The following is a 17,563-nucleotide window of genomic DNA, read 5'->3' as shown; positions in this document are numbered from 1 at the left end:
ACTAAAGTGGCGAGCGAACCCGGATTGGTCCCTGAAGCCAGTGAAAAGGATGCCGCCGGTTGCGACCGGGGACCTGCCCTGATTGTAGCGAACGCCGCCGGTGAGAGCCGAATCGCGTTACGGCATGCGGCGCGGTGGGCCGTTTCTAGTCCAGTTCGACGGTTTCGGTCACGTCTACGATCCACGCTTCGGGGTCGGTCATGACGGTCGGGCCGGTGCTGCTCCAGAGCCGCCGCAGCTTGAGAAGCAGCTTCTCGGCCTCCCGGACCGAGCCCAGTTCCAGGTCGACCATGACGATGGTGGGCTGCGTCGCCGAGCGGAGGATCGTGTACCGCAGCACGCCTGATCCGCGGCGGTCCGCCGGGTCCAGGTCGAACGCACGCTTCCACCGGTCGTAGTCGGGCACGGGATGTTGAATGCGCAGATGAGTCATGGTGCCTCCTCGAACAGACGAATGAGCGACCGTCGATACCTTAAGCGTACGACTCCGGGGCCAGAGTGTCAGGACCCGGTTTGGTCACGGTCAGCCGTTGGCGCAGCTGCCCAGCGTGGTGAGCGACTCCCGGGTCAGTGTCAGCGCACTCGACTGGAGCGTGAGCCGGGCGCGTTCCGGCGTGACGTTCACCCCGGCCAGGGTGACCCCCTCGGGGAGGTACTCGGCGACACAGATGCGCACGGGTTCGTCGCCCAGTACCAGCGAGAGCAGGTTGCCGGCATCGACGCTGCCGCCGCCGGAGGTGACGCTGGCGCCGCTCGGGGTGAGCAGAAGAGCGTCGGTGTCCGCGGTCGGGACCGCCGAGGCGCGGTAGCCGATCGGGAATCCAAGCACCTCCGCGCTGCCGCTGTAGCTGACCTCGTCTGCGCCGAGTTCGACACTCGCGTCGGGGGCGTCGCCCGGCAGCGCCCGGGCCAGCAGCGTGCTGAGGGCCGCGGGTTCGAGATCGATGATGCCGCGCAGGTCGCCGACGGGCTCGGACGACTCGAGTGGGACATCCGTCGCCACCACGTGCACGGATGCCGGCACGCCGTCCACGGTCAGGGCCTCGGATTCCAGGGCGACCCGGTCGAAGCTGCCGCCGAGGTACTGCGCGATGACCGACAGCCCACCGATGGAGACGGAGACGTGTCCGGTCACGGTCTCGGGCAGGTTCGCGGCGATCTCCTGCTCGACCTGGCCCTCGGCATAGCCGCGCAGCCCACCGTCGATGAAGAAGAACGCCGCAACCAGGCCGAGCACGACCAGGCCGGCCACCACGAAGGCGCCGAGGCCGCGGCGCCGGGACTTGCGGCCGGAGGCGTCCACGCTACATGCGTTCCGGCGCGGAGACGCCGAGCAGACCGAGCCCGTTGCGGATGACCTGACCGGTGGCGTCGTTGAGCCACAGCCGGGTGCGGTGCAGGTCGGTGATCGGCTCGTCGCCGAGCGGGATCACGCGGCAGCTGTCGTACCAGCGGTGGTAGTAGCCGGCGACCTCTTCGATGTAGCGGGCGATGCGGTGGGGTTCGCGCAGCTCGGCGGCCTGCGCCACGACGCGCGGGTACTCCTGCAGCACGCCGAGCAGGGCCGATTCGCTGTCGTGGGTGAGCAGCTCGGGGGCGAACGCGGTGCGCTCGACGCCCGCGGCGGCCGCGTTGCGGGCGACCGAGCAGGTGCGGGCGTGCGCATACTGCACGTAGAAAACGGGGTTCTCGTTCGTGCGCTTGCCGAGCAGGTCGAGGTCGATGTCGAGCTGCGTGTCGCTGCTGGAACGCACCAGGGAGTACCGGCCGGCGTCCACGCCGACGGCGTCGACGAGGTCGTCGAGGGTGACGATGGTGCCGGCACGCTTGCTCATCCGAACGGGCTCGCCGCCCTTGAGCAGGTTGACCATCTGGCCGATCAGGATCTGCAGGTTGACGCCGGGCACGTCGCCGAACGCCTCGACCATGGCCATCATGCGGCCGACGTAGCCGTGGTGGTCGGCACCGAGCATGATCAGGTTCTGGTCGAAGCCGCGCTCGCGCTTGTCGAGGTAATAGCCGAGGTCGCCGGAGATGTAGGCCGGTTCACCGTTCGAGCGGATGATGACCCGGTCGCGGTCGTCGCCGAACGTGGTCGTGCGCAGCCAGATGGCCCCGTCTTCCTCGAAGATGTGGCCCTGTTCGCGCAGCCGTTCGATGGCCCGGTTGACGGCGCCCGACTCGTGCAGGGAGTCCTCGTGGAAGTACACGTCGAAGTCCACGCCGAAGCCGTGCAGCTTCTCCTTGATCTCGGTGAACATCAGGTCGACGCCGACACTGCGGAAGACCTCCTGCTGTTCGTCCCGGGACAGCACGGCGATATCGCCCGCATGGCTGGCCACGACCTGGTCGGCGATGTCGCCGATGTAGGCGCCGCCGTAACCGTCTTCGGGGGTGGGCTCGCCCAGGTAACCGGCAAGAACGCTGCGCGCGAAACGGTCGATCTGCGAGCCGTGGTCGTTGAAGTAGTACTCGCGGGTGACGTCGGCGCCCTCCGCCTGCAGCACGCGGGCCAGGCTGTCGCCCACGGCGGCCCAGCGCACGCCACCCATGTGGATGGGGCCCGTGGGGTTGGCCGAGACGAACTCGAGGTTGATCTTGAGACCGTCGTAGAGATGCCCGGTGCCGTAGGAAGGGCCCGCGTCGACGATGGTCCTGGCGAGGGCACCGGCAGACGCCGCCTCGAGACGGATGTTGATGAAGCCGGGTCCGGCCACGTCGACCGAGGCCACGTCGGGAAGCTGTTCGAGCCCGGCGGCCAGTTCGGCGGCGACCTCGCGCGGGGTGGAGCCGAGCGGCTTGGCGATCTTCATGGCGATGCTGGACGCCCAGTCACCGTGGTCCCGGTTGCGCGGACGCTCGAGCGTGACGTCCGCCACGGTCAGGGTCAGGTCGGTCATCTCGCTTCCGGCCTCGCGTCGACGCTCGCTCAACTGGAGGATGAGGTCGAACAGGGATTGGGAAAGTTCAGCGGGAGTCACGAAGAATCATCTTACCGGCCCGGTCCAGGACAGCCCCCTTGGTAAGGTCAAGCGTGACCCACTCCCTCCTGCCGAGACTTCAGCGCGAACGGCTCCTGCGCACCTCCACCCTTGTCCTCGCCACCGGGGCGATCGCCGTCGTGGCGCTGGCCGGCTGCGCGTCGGACGCAGCCCCCGGAACCGGCTCGTCGGCCTCGTCGACTCCCGGATCGACAACGGATGCGACGTCGACTCCGGACGCGACCGCGACGCCGACACCCACTGCCGCGGGCACGCCGGTGGCGCTCACCTGCGACCAGGTGCTCACCCTCGACGACATCTACGCGTTCAACCCGAATTTCGGCTCCGCGCCCGACTTCGAGCCGACCCTCGCCGAGGGTGAGACGGCAGCCGAGTTCCAGGGGCTGAACTGCGGCCTGCTCAACCAGAGCAGCGGCGAAATCATCGAAGTGTCGGTGGCCCAGCCGAACGAGGTGCTGCTGGCGCAGCTCAAGAACGACGCCCTCAGCTCCGGCAAGATCGTTCCCACTTACGGCACCCCGCCCGCGGTCGAGGGCTACTTCTCGGCGGCCGACGGCACCGGAGTGGCCCAGGCCTTCACTCCCACCTACTGGGTCACGGTTGGCTCGCCCGAATTCTTCGAGCCGGGCGATGCCGAAGCCCTCGTCTCCGCGGCGATCGCCAACCTGCAGTAGCCGGCGCGCGCGCCGCCTGAACCGCCGAGTTCGGCACGTGCGGTCGAGTTCGGGTGGCGTGCCGGGCGAACTCGACCGCATCCGTCGAACTCGATGCGGTGCATGGCACGCCGAGATGCTGATAACCTAGTGTTTTCCCTGGCCCCCATAGCTCAGGGGATAGAGCACTGCCCTCCGGAGGCAGGGGCGGCAGTTCGAATCTGCCTGGGGGCACATTTTTTCCCGGCACGACGATTTCGTCGGCGTTCGCTCAAACGATGCTGTCGTGTGCGGATAGCGAGCCCTAGGCTGACGGAATGCAGATCGAAGTCGTCATCACGCATTGGGAACAAGCTTGCTGTGGCCCGTCGTTCCGTGTCGGCGACCAGACGACATTCCAGCTTCTCGCTGCCGATCCCGCCGCCTGCCCGGCCGGAGTGCCGCCCCGGTTCGAGGAGGAGCACCACGGTCAGACGCCGCCGGATGTGCCGCACTGGGAAGTGACCGGCACCGTCACAGCGATCGACGGACTCCGCCATGCGCGCATCCCGACGCCCGGTCTCGCCGGGGCATACACCTGGGACACCTCGCAGCCGACCACCCGTTCGCTCGGTTCGGTCGGCGAGGCCACGGTCGGTGAGATCACGGCGGCGGAGTTCGACGAGTACCGGGTGGTTCTCGACGTCCCCGATGACATCCCGTTGCCGGCGTACCGGCTCAGCGCGGAGACCATCGCGCAGCGCGAGCGCGATGCCCAGGTCGCGATGCGAGACCGTGAACGGATGCGGGACGGGATCGGTGTCTTGCTCGAAGCCCTTGCCGATGATGCGGAGCGTCGCTACGCCCACGTCGCACGAGCCTCCCGCGCAGCGGACCGGTCGGCAATGACCGTCGAGCCCCACCGGGACGGTGCAACCACCATCCGATGGGCCCGCAGCGCAGCAGACACCGATGGGATCACCGTTCACGTCGGCGACGGCACCTGGCACGTGCCCGCATCCGTCACTGACGCCGCCCTCGTGAGGATCTTCCTCGAGGCCGCAGCCGCCGGTCGGGTCTGCGAGCATGTCCGGCCCGTTGGTTCCCCCGCGCAACGCCTCGAGACCGAGGTGCTCGCGGAAGACGGCCGGGCCTGGACCGCCGCGATCAGCTTTCGACCCTTCGAATCCGACGGGGTGATGGCCGTCGCTCGCCCCCTATGGGAGCGAGTCCAACGCGGAGAGCACCGCTACTCCCCTTGGTGACCCGTTGGTCGAGCCTGTCGAGACCCACCCGGTGGGCGAGCCCGTCGAGACCCGGCGAGCCACCCTCCGGAGGTTCCCCTCCCCGGTGGTCGAGCCTGTCGAGACCCGGCGAGCCACCCTCCGGAGGTTCCCCTCCCCGGTGGTCGAGCCTGTCGAGACCCGGCGAGCCACCCTCCGGAGGTTCCCCTCCCCGGTGGTCGAGCCTGTCAAGACCCGGTGGTCGAGCCCGTCGAGACCCGGTGGTCGAGCCTGTCGAGACCCGGCGCCGAACCCGCCCGAGGCTCCCGCGATGCTGGTCGAGCCTGTCGAGACCCGGACTAAGCACCCGCGCGCTTGCTGGGCAGTGCGATCAGGGTCTGCTCCGGGTCGACGTCGACCGGTGGCCGGAGCCAATAGTCGTTTCCGGTGCGGATGATCGTCCAGTGCTGGTTGTGAAGGAGCAGGTGGTGCGGATGGCAGAGGAGTATTCCGTCGGCAAGGTCGGTGTACCCGTTGTCTTTCAACCATTCGTTGATGTGATGGGCTTCTGTCCACGCGGGTGATCTATCGCAATCCACCCAGCGGCAGCCCCCGTCACGGACCCCCATCGCGGCGCGCTGCGCCTCGGTGAAGAGACGTCGGTCACGTCCGACGTTGATGATCTGTCCGGTGTCGTCAACCTGGATGCCGCGGGTTCCGGTGTCGCAGAGCAGCCGGTCGATGGTCTCCTGCGAGATCGGGACGGGGTTTCCTTCGATCTGACCGTGGGCGGCGGCTTCGCGGGTTTCGATTGCTTCGGCGGTCTCCGGGGCGGCCGGCTGTCCCGGCTTCAGGGCCTTCTCGGTCACGATCACCCGCACCGCTGGGCAGCGCCCGCCGAAGACCCGGCCCTGGTCGGCCTCACCGGCGATCTTCAGCAACTGCACCAGGGCGTCGGCGGCGATCTGCTCCGTGCTGCGCGGGTCATCCTGCACACGTTTCGCCCAGGCGGCCTTCTCCTTGTCGACGAAACGCACCCCGCCGCGGCGAGGGCTGGTCACGGAGTCGAACACGGACAGCACGAACTCGCCGTCTTCGGGTGCGAAGAGGCCGTGCAGGCGCACCTTGCCGTTGCCAAGCCGGTAGACCCGCAGGAACCGGTCGTCGTGGGCCTGCTTCTCCCGGGCGGCGATGCCGGCCTCGTCGAGCTGGTCGCGGATGCGGCGGGCGAGCTTGAAGACCTGGTCGGCGTTCAGTGACGCGGCCTCGACAAGGAGGGATTCGAGGGCGGTGCCAAGCTTCTCGGCGGTGACCGCGGCGTCGATCTGGCCGAGACCGGAACGGATCGACTCGGCCGCGTCGACCGAGAGGCTGCCGTCGGTGACCGCCCGGGCGATCGGCGCCTGCCACGGCACCTTCGCCACGAAAGCGGCGACGAGACCGGGATCACTGTCGGGTGCGTCCACGGCCGCCTCGACGAGCTTCTCCGCCGCTTCGGCGTCGGCCATCATCGTGCCGACGGCGACGAGCTTGAAGGCGTCGTTCTTGGTTGAGCCGGTCACCGTCTGGATCAGCGCCTCCGGTGAGAGGAACCCCTGCTGCGCGGCGAGACCGGAGTGGCCGAGCTCGGGCCGGGAGCGGCGGGCGATGGTCGCCGCCATCCACGCCGACCGGGTATCGAGGAGCCGCCGGGCTGCCGCGATCTGCTTCTGACCGGCCAGCACCTCGGCATCGGGAAGAGCCTCGTAATCGGCGCAGGACGAGCCCAGGCGGGCGACGGCATCCGTTGCCGTTCTGAGGTCGTCTGCGGTGGTGGTCATGCGTTGAGGATATCAGGAATAGTACGCGTAGTCGAGAGTCTGTCACATATTTGTGAGCTAGTTTTCGAAGTCGTGTTCTAAATGATCAGGGTCGGCATGCCGGGTCTCGACAAGCTCGACCACCGGGAGCAGGGTCGGCTCGCCGGGTCTCGACAGGCTCGACCACCGGGAGCGGGCTCGACCACCGGGGGTCTCGACAGGTCGCCGCGCAACAGGTCTCGGGCACTCCTCGGGATGCTCGAGACCTGAACACACAGGACGGTAGATAACCATGAGCAAGTATCTGCTCGAAGTGAATTACGTGAGCGAAAGAATCACAGGCCTGATGCGCGAAGGCGGCACCCGTCGCCGGAAGGCACTCGTCTCGGCTCTCACCTCGGTGGGCGGCTCGCTGGAGAGCTACTATTTCGCCTTCGGCGAGACGGATGTCCCCGGGATGATCGACGTTCCCGAGCCGTCATCCGCCGCGGCCCTCTCGCACATGATCAATTCCACGGGGTCCGTGACCCGGCCGACCGACCTCCCGGCCCGTTGGCGACCTGCGGTACTGGGTCGGCGACATCCGTTTCACTCCGCCCAGAAGCCTGAAACCACGACGACCAGCTTGCAACGTGGGCAACGGTGACAGGACTCGAGTCCCTCGGCCGTGTCCACACCGTCGGGGGCCATCTCGGTCCCGCACGCCGGGCACGCCGGGCCGTCTGCGTCAATGGCGCACTCATCCATCTGCCCAGTCTGCGGCATCCGTGCGGAACGCTACTGCCCGCATCCGTCGCACGCGCCAGCTGGAGGTCGCGAGCCCGCGTGTTCAGGCGCGGCGCCCGCTGCGCAGCAGGACCGGAGTGAAGACCAGGAAGACCGCGCCTCCGATCCAACCGCTGACGGCGCCGATTCCGGGCACGAGGAACATGCCGATTGCGCCCAGGGCCACCAGCGTTCCGCCGAGTACCGCGAAGATCCTGGTGCCGTACAGGGACACGAAGACGAAATAGTGCGCCCCGACGATCAGCAGCGACGCCGGAAAGAACAGAACCGGTTCGTACGTTCCCAGAGCGATGGCGACGAGCAACCCGACGGGCACAGTGAACGCGGATTGCATGGCGAGAGCGTTCGACGGATGCCCCGCGGGGAGGGGGATCCGCCCGGGCATCATCCGCAGAATCACGGCGGACAGCGGAAAGATCAGCATGCCGCCAAAAAAGAGCGCCACGATGGCCGCGCCGGGCGATACGAGCAGGTAGACGGTGTTCGCTATCGCCCAGATGAGCGCCGACACCAACGGGCCGCTGAAACCGCCACGATAGGCGCGCCGGACATCAGCCTGAGCCTCGATGATCGTCATGAGTCCTTCCTAGCAGTCCGATCCCTTCCCGGACGCGTCACCAGCCCCGCGCCGAAACCAGGGCAGCGTGCCCAGCGTCACGGGCAACTCCGCCGCGCTGGGCCCCATCTGGCTCGAGCCGTCAACGGCGACCCAGCGGCCCGGAGGGAAGACCACGGTTCGACTCGTCGCTCCCTGCCGCAGAACCGGCGCCACGAGCACGTCCTCGCCCAGCAGGAACTGATCCGTCACGTGCTCGAAGCCGGGATGGTGGTATCCGAGCGACCGCAGGATGGGCTCGCCCGTCGTCGCGGCCGCGCGAACAAGGGCGAGAATTTCGGGCAGCAGGAACTGCCGGATGTCTATGGCGGCCCTCACCGCGGCGAGATGCTCCGGGTCGAGAACGCGCCACGGCGAGAGCGAGAACTGCACCATGGGGAACAGCGCCGCGCACTGCGCGAAGCGCACGAAGAGCTCCTGGTCCACGGCTGTCACATCGGCGAAGTGCGAGAGGTCTCCGCCGCCGACCATGTCGGGGCAGACGAACGCCGACCCGATCAGACCCTGGGCGATGGATTCCGGGATGAGCGAGTCGAGGCCGCCGGCACCCCACACGGGCGGCTTGTCGTGCAGGCGTTCGGCCAACGGCTGGCCGCCCATCTTCCACCCGGAGCGGTACTCATTGACGGGGAACTCCAGCCCGATCCGGGACCAGGCCTCGCACTGACCGGCCCGGTCGGTCGGCACCAGCGTCAGGTCCCCCTCCCGGTAGTCACGAAGATCGCCGCCGTCGAATTTGAAGCCGGCGACGCCGTGATCGTCGATCAGCGCACGGAGTCCCGCGGTCAGCCACGCGACGGTCTCCGGGTTGGTGGCGTCGAGCACGGCGCCGTAGCCGTTCCACCACCGGCGGATCGCCACCTCCCCGTCGGCCCCGCGCACCAGCAGGCCGCGCCGGTTCAGGTCACGGAACACTGCGGTGTCGGGGCTGACGAACGGCACGAGCCAGAGCATCACGGTGCAGCCCCACTCCGTGAGAACCCGGGTCATCTCCCCGGGGTCCGGGAACCGCAGCGGGTCGAAGGTCCAGCTGCCGTAACCGGGCGACCAGTTGTCGTCGATCATCACCGGTCCGGGCGGAAACCCGGCGTCGAGGATGCCCCGCACGTAGTCCAGCACCCCCTGCTGCGTCGGTGCGTATGGCAGTTCGATCCAGGTGTTGTACTGCGGTCCGGTGAACAGTTCCTCGGCCGGGGCCCGGCCCGACGGCGGAAAGAAGGCCGCCGAGGCGTGCCGGAAGGCCTCGCGCAACGAGTCCCCCGCCCGCGTCTGCACGAGGCCCTGGCCGGCGACCGACAGGCATCCGTTCTCGAAGGAGAACGCGAACGGATGCTCGGACCACACCGAGCGCCCCCGACTGGACACCAGCAGGGGCGCCGACTGGTTGGCACCCGCGGAGTCATCGGCGAGGAAGCCCGCGTTGACCGCCAGGTCGCGCCGGTGCGGCTCCGTGCCGAACGGCATCTGCTGCCCGTCAGCCACCGCGCCGCCCCACCATTTCTCGCCGGACAGCAGTTCCAGGCGCAGCGTGTCCGTGCGCGTCATCTCAGGCCTCACGACGGTCGGGCTCGGCGGCGGAATGCGGCTGCAGGGTGCCCCGGCTGGTCAGCTGGAGTGGGATCGGGTCGCAGATCACACCGACGAAGAGGCCGTCGGCGTCGGACTCGACGAAGCCGAGGAGCACCGGGCCGCCGTCGGCAGGCTGCAGGATGCGACCGGCGTAGATCCCGGCGGCGCGGATGGGTTCGGCCCGGTCGAAGTGGAAGGGACCGAGCGGGCCGTCGGCGGGTGCCGTGAACGTGGCGGTCACCGCCTCCACGCCCGCGGCGATCACGTCCTGTGCCGTGGCACAGAAGACCACGACGTGATGACCGGCGACCTCCAGCACCTGCAAAACCTCGAGTTGGGCGAACCCGGAGTGCCGGCTGAGCGATGGTGCGACCTGCCAGTCGAACAGGTCGGCTGAGACACAGTGCCCGACCGAGCCGTGCGTCGGAGCTCCCGGAAGGGACGCGTCGGCATCCGGCTCCCGGGCGGTGACGAGCATGTGCCACAACCCGTCGGCTGCCGAGTGGAACACCCAGGGGTCGCGCCACGGCTCGTCGAACTCCGGCGGGGCCGCGGCGGTCGAATACCACCGGGCATCCGCGGTTGTGACCGGGGTCGGCGAGACCCGGTCCCAGACGATGAGGTCGACGGATGTCGCGTGGCCGACCCGCTGGATCCGGGTACGGCTGCGCTGTTCCACCCCGGTATAAAAAAGGTGCCACACGTCGTCGTGGCGCACGATGCTTCCGGTCCAAATGGCCAGGTCGTCGAACTCTCCGATCGCGCCGGGGGGCAGCGCGTCGGGCAGCGTGGTCCACGACACCAGGTCGCGTGAGACGGAATGCCCGACCCTCGCCTGGGCGTGACGGAGATCGGGGTCCGCCAGACTCGTGGGCGCCTTCAGATAGAAGGCGTGGTAGTCGCCGGAGTCCTGGACGTACCAGGAGTCCCAGATCCAGAAGCCGTTCCGAGCAATCACGGGTGCCACATCCTCGTTGGACTTCAGGGCGTGAGAGGCGCCAATACCCCCCTCAACACCAGCGCTTTGTTTCAGATTTGAAGATAGTACCTGTTAGAACATGCGAATTTCCGGACATTTCGGCTTTTGTGAAAAAAGATCACGACGGTATTGACTTACTTACTTTCAACCTGAAATGATGTCTCTCAACAAGGAAGTTTGAGGAGGTCGATCGATGACGATTACCGCAGATAAGGAAGCCCCCCAGAGGGACACTCCCCGGAAACGCTCGGTGCCGAAGAAAGTTAAGAAGAAAGCGAACCGCGACTCGCAACTGAAGTCCGCGGTTCTCTTCCTGATACCGGCATCGATCGGGTTCATCGTGTTCTTCGCCTGGCCGGCTCTCCGCGGACTCTACCTGAGCTTCACGGACTACAACCTGCTTCGGCCGCCGACGTTCATCGGCTTCGACAATTATGTGGCGATCTCCACCGACCCGGTGTTCTGGAACTCCCTCAAGGTCACCCTTCAATACGTGGTCATCAACGTGGGCGTCCAGACCGTGGCCGCACTCTTACTCGCCGTTCTCATGCAACGCTTCACCCGCTCGATGGTCGTGCGCGGCGTCATCATGCTTCCCTACCTCATCGCCAACGTCATCGTGGCCCTGGTCTGGTTCTGGCTCTGCGACTACAACCTCGGCATCATCAACGCCGGTCTCGACTTCTTCGGCATCGACAAGGTCGGCTTCTTCGGCAACGAGAACATCGCCATGGGCACGATCGCCATGGTCAACGTCTGGCGCCACCTCGGTTACACGGCGCTGCTCCTCTTCGCCGGACTGCAGGCCATCCCCAAGGATGTCTACGAAGCAGCCGAGGTCGATGGCGCCGGCGAATGGCGGGTCTTCCGCAGTGTCACCCTGCCGCTGCTGCGCCCCGTGCTCGCCTTCGTGCTCGTGGTCACCGTCGTCGGTTCCTTCCAGATCTTCGACACCATCGCCGTGACCACCGGCGGCGGTCCGGTCGACGCCACCCGGGCCATCAACTACTACATCTACCAGCGTGCCTTCGAGCGCCTGGACTTCGGCTACGCCTCCGCCCTGGCCGTCATCCTGATGATCATCCTCGCCGCGATCGCACTGTTGCAGAACAAGCTGCTCCGCGCCAACGAATCCGACCTGGAGAGGTAGCACCATGTCCCTTATCGACGTCAAGGCCCGCCGCGCCGCCAAACAGGCTTCGCGCGCAGATGACCCCTCTCTGGCCAAATCGAAGGTCGCGAAGTTCTTCGGCGGGCTCGCGCTCATCATCGTGATCCTGATCACCCTGTTCCCGATCTACTGGATGTTCCGCACCGCGTTCAGTAACAACCGGGCCATGTTCGCGGAGCCCCTCAGCCTCCTGCCGGTCGATTTCACCTTCGGCCCGCTCCAGCGGGTCCTCGGCCTGGCCACCCCCGAGGAGGCCATGGCGGAGGGCGGCTCAGGCGCCTCGATCAACTTCGCCCAGTACATGCTCAACTCGATCGCCGCCTGCACGCTGATCACGGTGTTCCAGGTCACGTTCAGCTCCATGGCCGCTTACGCCTTCGCCCTGCTCAACTGGAAGGGACGCGACAAGGTCTTCGCCATCTTCCTGATCGCGCTCATGGTGCCCGGCATCTTCACCCTGCTGCCGAACTTCATCCTCGTGAAGGACCTCGGCCTGCTGAACACGATCCTCGGAATCGCGTTGCCGACCATGTTCATGACCCCGTTCGCGATCTTCTTCCTCCGCCAGTTCTTCCTCGGGATCAACCGCAGCATCATCGAGGCCGCCGTCATCGACGGCGCGAATCAGTGGCGCATCTTCCGCACCATCGTGGTGCCGCTCGCCTGGCCGCAGATCATCACCCTGGCCATCCTGCAGTTCATACAGTACTGGAACGACTACCTCTGGCCATTCCTGGTCGGGCAAAGCGAGTCCTCCAAGCTCCTCACCGTGGGCCTCGGCATCTTCAAATCCCAGACCCCCCAGGGCAACCCGGACTGGGCCGGCCTCATGGCCGGCGCCCTCGTCGCCGCGGTCCCGATCTTCATCCTGATGCTGGTCTTCGGCCGCAAGATCGTCGGTTCGATCCAGTCATCCGGCGTCAAGTGACCCCCTCAACCTCACCCTCCCCCACCACCCCTCGCAATACCAAGAGAAAGAGAACGACAATGAAGATGAACCGAGTGGCGATCCTATCCCTCGCCGCGATTCCTCTTGTGCTGACCGCCTGTTCAGCACCTGCCTCCTCTGATTCAGCGGCCGGCACCACCCTCAGCTACGGACTCTGGGACGCCAACCAGCTCCCCGCCTACGAGCAGTGCGCCGCTGACTTCCAGAAGAAGAACCCCGACATCACCGTGAATGTCGAGCAGCTCGGCTGGGACGATTATTGGAACAAGATCAACACGGGTTTCGTGTCCGGTGCGAACTACGACGTCTTCACCAGCCACCTCGCGAACTTCCCCGAGTTCATGATGAACAGCCAGATCCTCCCCCTCGACGACTACATCAAGGCTGATGGCGTCGACATCGGGGCCTACCAGGACGGTCTCAGCGACCTGTGGAAGGGCACCGACGACAAGCAGTACGGCCTGCCGAAGGACTTCGACACGATCGCCCTGTTCTACAACGAGCAGTTCACGGATGCCGCCGGCCTGACCGCCGAACAGCTCGGCTCCCTGGAATGGAACCCGGAAGACGGCGGAACCTACGAGGCTGCCATCGCTCACCTGACCGTTGACGCCAACGGCGTGCGCGGCGACGAGCCCGGCTTCGACAAGAACAAGGTGGCCACCTACGGCATCTGGATGGAAAACTCCGGCGGCGCCGACGGCCAGACCCAGTGGAGCTTCCTCGCCCACACCACCGGCTGGGAAGAGACCAACGGCGCCTGGGGCGACGAGTACAACTTCGACGACCCCAAGTTCCAGGCCACCATCGACTGGTGGTACTCGCTCGTCGAGAAGGGCTACATGCCGTCGTTCGAAGCCCAGACCGGCATCGGCTGGTCTGACCAGCTCACCGCCGGCAAGGCGGCCATGGCCAGCAACGGCTCCTGGATGACCGGCGCCGTGTTCGGTGCGGCCAACGACTCCTTCACCCCGGCCGTCGCCCCGACCCCGACCGGCCCGAGCGGAGAACGCGCCTCCATGTTCAACGGTCTCGCGGACAACATCTGGGCCGGCACCGAGAACCCGGAGGAGGCCTGGAAGTGGGTCAGCTACCTGGGTTCGCTCGACTGCCAGAACGTCGTCGGCGAAGCCGCCGTCGTCTTCCCGGCCCTCCCCGCGGCCACCGAGACCGCCGTCGCGGCCTTCGAGGCCAAGGGCATCGACGTGAGCGCCTTCACGACCCAGGTCGAAGACGGAACGACCTTCCTGTTCCCGATCACCGACCACCGCTCCGACGTGAACGCTCTCGTCACGCCGGCCATGGAGGCCGTGATGAGCGGCAAGGCTCCGGCATCGTCGCTCTCCGCGGTCAACAAGCAGGTCAACGACCTCTTCAAGTAGCCACGCAGTAACGGCCGGTCGGTTGGACTCGGGTGCGACAGCATCCGAGCCCCACCGACCGGCGCACCACCAGACCGCACCACACCCGCACACCACAAACATCGGAACGAATCGTGCCTCAGCCAGCAGTCCTGCTCCAGAACGACTCCCTGCTCGAACTCGCCGCCAACGGAGTCTCATTCCAGGTGGACGTGTCATCGGGCACACCGGCCGTCGTCTACTGGGGCCAGGATCTCGGCCCGGCCACACGAACCGAAGACCTCACCCTGCTGATGCAGGACGGCGTTCCCCAATCGAACGTCGACGATCCGGAGGTCCCCGGAATCTGGCGTGAGAATGCCCGCGGATTCCTCGGCCGCCCGGCCGTCCTCGGCCACCGGGACAGCCAGGACTGGTCCCAGCTGTTCACCGTCACCAACGTCGACGCCACCAGCACCTCCCTGGTGGTCGACTCCGTCGACCTGGCCGCCGGCCTCAGCGTGTCCGTTTCGTTCGAGATGACGCCGTCGGGCGTCGTGCTCATTTCCCAGACCCTGACCAACACGGGTCCGGGCTCCTTCGACCTGAACGAACTGACCACCTGGCTCCCCCTGCCCGACCACGCCGTGGAGACGATGGACTTCACCGGCCGGTGGCTCAAGGAACGCCAACCCCAGCGTCGCCCCATCCAGGTCGGCACCTGGTCCCGCGAGGTGCGCGAAGGCCGATCGAGCCACGACTACACCGTCGTGCAGCTCGCCCTGTCAGCCGAAGCCGACTATCAGAACGGCTCGGTCTGGAGCACAGGCCTGCTCTGGAGCGGCAACACCCGGCATCAGGTCGAGCGACTCGCCTCCGGGCAGACCTCCATCGGTGCCGGGGAACTCCTGCTGCCCGGCGAAGCCGTTCTCCCGCCCGGCGCGACCTACACGGCGCCCACCGTCGCGGCCACCTTCTCCGCCACCGGCATCGACGGCATGACCGACAAACTGTACCGGTGGCTGCGAGCCCGGCCGGAGCACCCGTCCTCGCCCCGACCGCTCACACTGAACGTGTGGGAGGCCGTCTACTTCGATCACGACCTGGTCAAGCTCGGTGAACTCGCCGACGTCGCGGGCGAGATCGGCGTCGAGCGCTTCGTGCTCGACGACGGCTGGTTCCTCGGCCGCCGCAACGATTTCGCCGGACTCGGCGACTGGGTCGTCGACGCGGCCGTCTGGCCCGACGGCCTCGGTCCCCTGATCGACCGGGTGCACGCCGCCGGCATGCAGTTCGGGCTCTGGTTCGAAGGCGAGATGGTCAACGTCGACTCCGACCTGTACCGCACGCATCCGGAATGGATTTTCCAGGCCGGCGGCCGCATTCCCCCGGAGTCCCGGCACCAGCAGGTGCTCGACCTCGGGCACCCCGGAGCCTATGCGCACGTTCTGGGCCAGGTCGACGCGATCCTCACCGAATACGACGTGTCGTACATCAAATGGGACCACAACCGCGTGCTCACCGAGGCCGCCCACCTCGGCGGCGCCGGCGTGCGTCGCCAGACGGATGCCGTCTACCGGTTGTTCGACGAACTCAAGCGGCGCCACCCCGGCCTGGAGATCGAGTCGTGCTCATCGGGCGGCGGCCGGGTGGATCTCGGGATGGCCGCCCATGCCGACCGGTTCTGGACCTCCGACTGCAACGACGCCCTTGAACGCCAGTACATCCAGCGCTACACCCAGTTCGCCATCCCGCCCGAAATGCTGGGCTCCCACATCGGCCCTACCCACTCGCACACGACCGGGCGGGTGCACAGTCTGGCGTTCCGGGCGATCACCGCCCTGTTCGGCCACGCGGGAATCGAATGGGACGTCACCGAGACCACGGATGCGGAACGGCTGGCGCTGCGCGAATGGGCCTCCTACTACAAGCGGAAGCGGGGACTGCTCCACTCCGGCCGGGTGGTGCGGGTGGCACAGCCCGACGACGCATCCTTCGTGCACGGCGTGGTCGCCCACGACGGCTCCGAAGCGCTCTTCGCCTACGTGCAACTCACACCCGCCGGCGGCAGCCACCCCGCACGCTTCCTCCTGCCGGGTCTCGACCCGGACGCGCACTACCGGATTCGCCTCGTGGAACCTGCCGGAACCGCGGGAACGACGCAGGCGCAGACGCCGCCCTGGACGACGGCCGACATCGAGGCCAGCGGCCTCGCGCTGGCGCTCGTCGGCCTCCGCCCGCCGATCCTCTACCCCGAGAGCGCTATCCTGATCGAACTCGAACGTCTGTAACCAGGCGCACCCGATCTGACTGGAGCATGACGACAATGGTTCTACTCGAGGCTGTCGAACCCCGGTTTCGCGCACCCTCGAGCGAGCTTGCCCGTGAGGTGCTCATCAACGGTCCCATCCTGCGCAGCGACCTGTCGCAGCGACTGGGTCTGTCCCTGGCGACGCTGACCCGGCTGGTCAGGCCGCTCCTCGACAGCGGCCTCCTGGTCGAGGTCACCGAGCAGCCCGACGGGGCGATGGGGCGGCCGGCGAAACCGCTCGACGTCAGGGCGGATGCGCGTCAGTTCATCGGGATCAAACTGACCGGTGACGCGGCGGTCGCCGTCACGACAGACCTCAAAGCCACGGTGGGGCGGCGGGCCGAGAGGCCGTTGCCGGATCACGACGTCTCCACGGTCGTCGACGTGATCGTCGAACTGGTTCACGAGCTGTCGAACGAACAGCCGTTCTGCACCGTCGGCATCAGCGTGGGAGGTGCCGTCTCGAATCAGCGCGTTGTCGACCGCAGCTCTTATCTGGGCTGGAATTCGGTGCCGCTGGCGGACGCGGTGGAGGAGAGACTCGGAATCCCGGTCACGGTCGAGAACGACCTGGTGGCCCTGGCCGCCGCCGAGCACTGGTTCGGCCGGGCCAGAGGGCTCTCGAGCTTCGCTGTGATCACCATCGGCGCCGGAGTCGGCTACAGCCTCGTCATGTACGACAACGTGGTCAGCACCACCGACCGCGGCTTCGGACGAGGCTTCCACTTCCCGCTCGACCCCACCGGGCCGCTGTGCTTTCTCGGCCACCGTGGCTGTTCGACGGCGATGCTCACCATCCCCAGCATCCGGTCGCAGGTCGAGGTGGGAATCGGCGCATCCGTGACCTTCGCAGAGGTCCTCCAGCTGGCTCGAGACGACCACCCCGTCGCCCTGCCCGTTCTGCAGGCCGCCGGCCGGGCGCTCGGGCACTTCATCGCCGCGGTCACCAACCTGGCCCTGGTGCAGCATCTGGTGCTGGCCGGCGAGGGTCTGGCGATGCTCCCCATCGTCGAGGAGGAGATGTGGGCGGCGATCCGCGCCGACCGCGACCCGGAAGCCGATGCCATCGACCTCCGGCTCGACGAGGAGGGCTTCCCGTCCTGGGCGCGCGGCGCCGCCGCCGTCGCCATCCAGCGCACCCTGGACACCCTCGCCATGACCGCGTGAGCCAGACCCGAGGTCTGCA

General features: G+C 67.2%; 15 protein-coding genes and 1 tRNA gene. 9 read left to right on the top strand and 7 right to left on the bottom strand.

Annotated elements, in window-relative coordinates; genetic code table 11:
* Positions 1-145 precede the first annotated feature (145 nt).
* The 3 genes from AC0J5J_RS13665 to argS all read right to left on the bottom strand — a co-directional run bounded on the left by AC0J5J_RS13665 (position 146) and on the right by argS (position 2,981).
* Entirely contained in the window at positions 146-433 is a 288-nt protein-coding gene (locus tag AC0J5J_RS13665; RefSeq protein ID WP_474898503.1) for a hypothetical protein, read from the bottom strand.
* Positions 434-523: 90 nt separating this feature from the next.
* Positions 524-1,303 (bottom strand): LmeA family phospholipid-binding protein, encoded by a 780-nt coding sequence (locus tag AC0J5J_RS13660; RefSeq protein WP_134424209.1) that lies wholly within the window; start codon positions 1,301-1,303, stop codon positions 524-526.
* A gap of 1 nt (position 1,304) precedes the next feature.
* Positions 1,305-2,981 carry an arginine--tRNA ligase gene (argS, locus tag AC0J5J_RS13655; RefSeq protein ID WP_474898501.1) on the bottom strand — a complete coding sequence of 559 codons (1,677 nt, stop codon included), beginning with the start codon at positions 2,979-2,981 and terminating at the stop codon, positions 1,305-1,307.
* A 53-nt stretch (positions 2,982-3,034) separates the two neighbouring features.
* Here argS and AC0J5J_RS13650 point away from each other — a divergent pair, with 53 nt between their 5' ends.
* From AC0J5J_RS13650 to AC0J5J_RS13640, 3 genes are all read left to right on the top strand, one after another.
* Positions 3,035-3,676 carry an iron ABC transporter ATP-binding protein gene (locus AC0J5J_RS13650; RefSeq protein WP_474898499.1) on the top strand — a complete coding sequence of 214 codons (642 nt, stop codon included), beginning with the start codon at positions 3,035-3,037 and terminating at the stop codon, positions 3,674-3,676.
* Between the two features lie 141 nt (positions 3,677-3,817).
* Positions 3,818-3,889 (top strand) — tRNA-Arg (locus tag AC0J5J_RS13645).
* 83 nt (positions 3,890-3,972) lie between these two features.
* On the top strand, positions 3,973-4,899 hold the full coding sequence (locus tag AC0J5J_RS13640) for a DUF6578 domain-containing protein (protein WP_474898497.1): 927 nt from the start codon (positions 3,973-3,975) through the stop codon (positions 4,897-4,899).
* 317 nt (positions 4,900-5,216) lie between these two features.
* On the opposite strand, the gene AC0J5J_RS13635 is transcribed toward AC0J5J_RS13640, so the two are convergent.
* Positions 5,217-6,677, bottom strand: coding sequence for a DUF222 domain-containing protein (locus AC0J5J_RS13635; RefSeq protein WP_474898495.1), 1,461 nt, complete (start codon positions 6,675-6,677; stop codon positions 5,217-5,219).
* 271 nt (positions 6,678-6,948) lie between these two features.
* On the opposite strand from AC0J5J_RS13635, the gene AC0J5J_RS13630 reads away from it, so the two are divergent.
* Positions 6,949-7,302 (top strand): GYD domain-containing protein, encoded by a 354-nt coding sequence (locus tag AC0J5J_RS13630; RefSeq protein ID WP_474898493.1) that lies wholly within the window; start codon positions 6,949-6,951, stop codon positions 7,300-7,302.
* Between the two features lie 183 nt (positions 7,303-7,485).
* Here AC0J5J_RS13630 and AC0J5J_RS13625 read toward each other — a convergent pair whose 3' ends face one another.
* From AC0J5J_RS13625 to AC0J5J_RS13615, 3 genes are read right to left on the bottom strand one after another with little or no spacing between them, the layout of a single operon-like run.
* Positions 7,486-8,019, bottom strand: a complete 534-nt coding sequence (locus tag AC0J5J_RS13625; RefSeq protein ID WP_474898491.1) for a DUF7010 family protein — start codon at positions 8,017-8,019, stop codon at positions 7,486-7,488.
* Between the two features lie 9 nt (positions 8,020-8,028).
* Positions 8,029-9,603 (bottom strand): glycoside hydrolase family 31 protein, encoded by a 1,575-nt coding sequence (locus AC0J5J_RS13620; RefSeq protein WP_474898489.1) that lies wholly within the window; start codon positions 9,601-9,603, stop codon positions 8,029-8,031.
* Position 9,604: 1 nt separating this feature from the next.
* Positions 9,605-10,585 (bottom strand): glycoside hydrolase family protein, encoded by a 981-nt coding sequence (locus tag AC0J5J_RS13615; RefSeq protein ID WP_166785490.1) that lies wholly within the window; start codon positions 10,583-10,585, stop codon positions 9,605-9,607.
* Positions 10,586-10,799: 214 nt separating this feature from the next.
* Here AC0J5J_RS13615 and AC0J5J_RS13610 point away from each other — a divergent pair, with 214 nt between their 5' ends.
* From AC0J5J_RS13610 to AC0J5J_RS13590, 5 genes are all read left to right on the top strand, one after another.
* Entirely contained in the window at positions 10,800-11,756 is a 957-nt protein-coding gene (locus tag AC0J5J_RS13610; protein ID WP_134424199.1) for a carbohydrate ABC transporter permease, read from the top strand.
* A gap of 4 nt (positions 11,757-11,760) precedes the next feature.
* On the top strand, positions 11,761-12,705 hold the full coding sequence (locus AC0J5J_RS13605) for a carbohydrate ABC transporter permease (RefSeq protein WP_134424198.1): 945 nt from the start codon (positions 11,761-11,763) through the stop codon (positions 12,703-12,705).
* A gap of 59 nt (positions 12,706-12,764) precedes the next feature.
* Entirely contained in the window at positions 12,765-14,108 is a 1,344-nt protein-coding gene (locus AC0J5J_RS13600) for an ABC transporter substrate-binding protein (RefSeq protein ID WP_134424197.1), read from the top strand.
* A gap of 113 nt (positions 14,109-14,221) precedes the next feature.
* Positions 14,222-16,357, top strand: a complete 2,136-nt coding sequence (locus tag AC0J5J_RS13595) for an alpha-galactosidase (RefSeq protein WP_474898487.1) — start codon at positions 14,222-14,224, stop codon at positions 16,355-16,357.
* A 35-nt stretch (positions 16,358-16,392) separates the two neighbouring features.
* Positions 16,393-17,544, top strand: coding sequence for an ROK family transcriptional regulator (locus AC0J5J_RS13590; RefSeq protein ID WP_134424248.1), 1,152 nt, complete (start codon positions 16,393-16,395; stop codon positions 17,542-17,544).
* The last annotated feature ends 19 nt before the right edge of the window (positions 17,545-17,563 follow it).

Source organism: Cryobacterium sp. TS_SC_7 (genome assembly GCF_056156285.1).
This window is presented reverse-complemented; position numbering and strand designations above follow the sequence as displayed.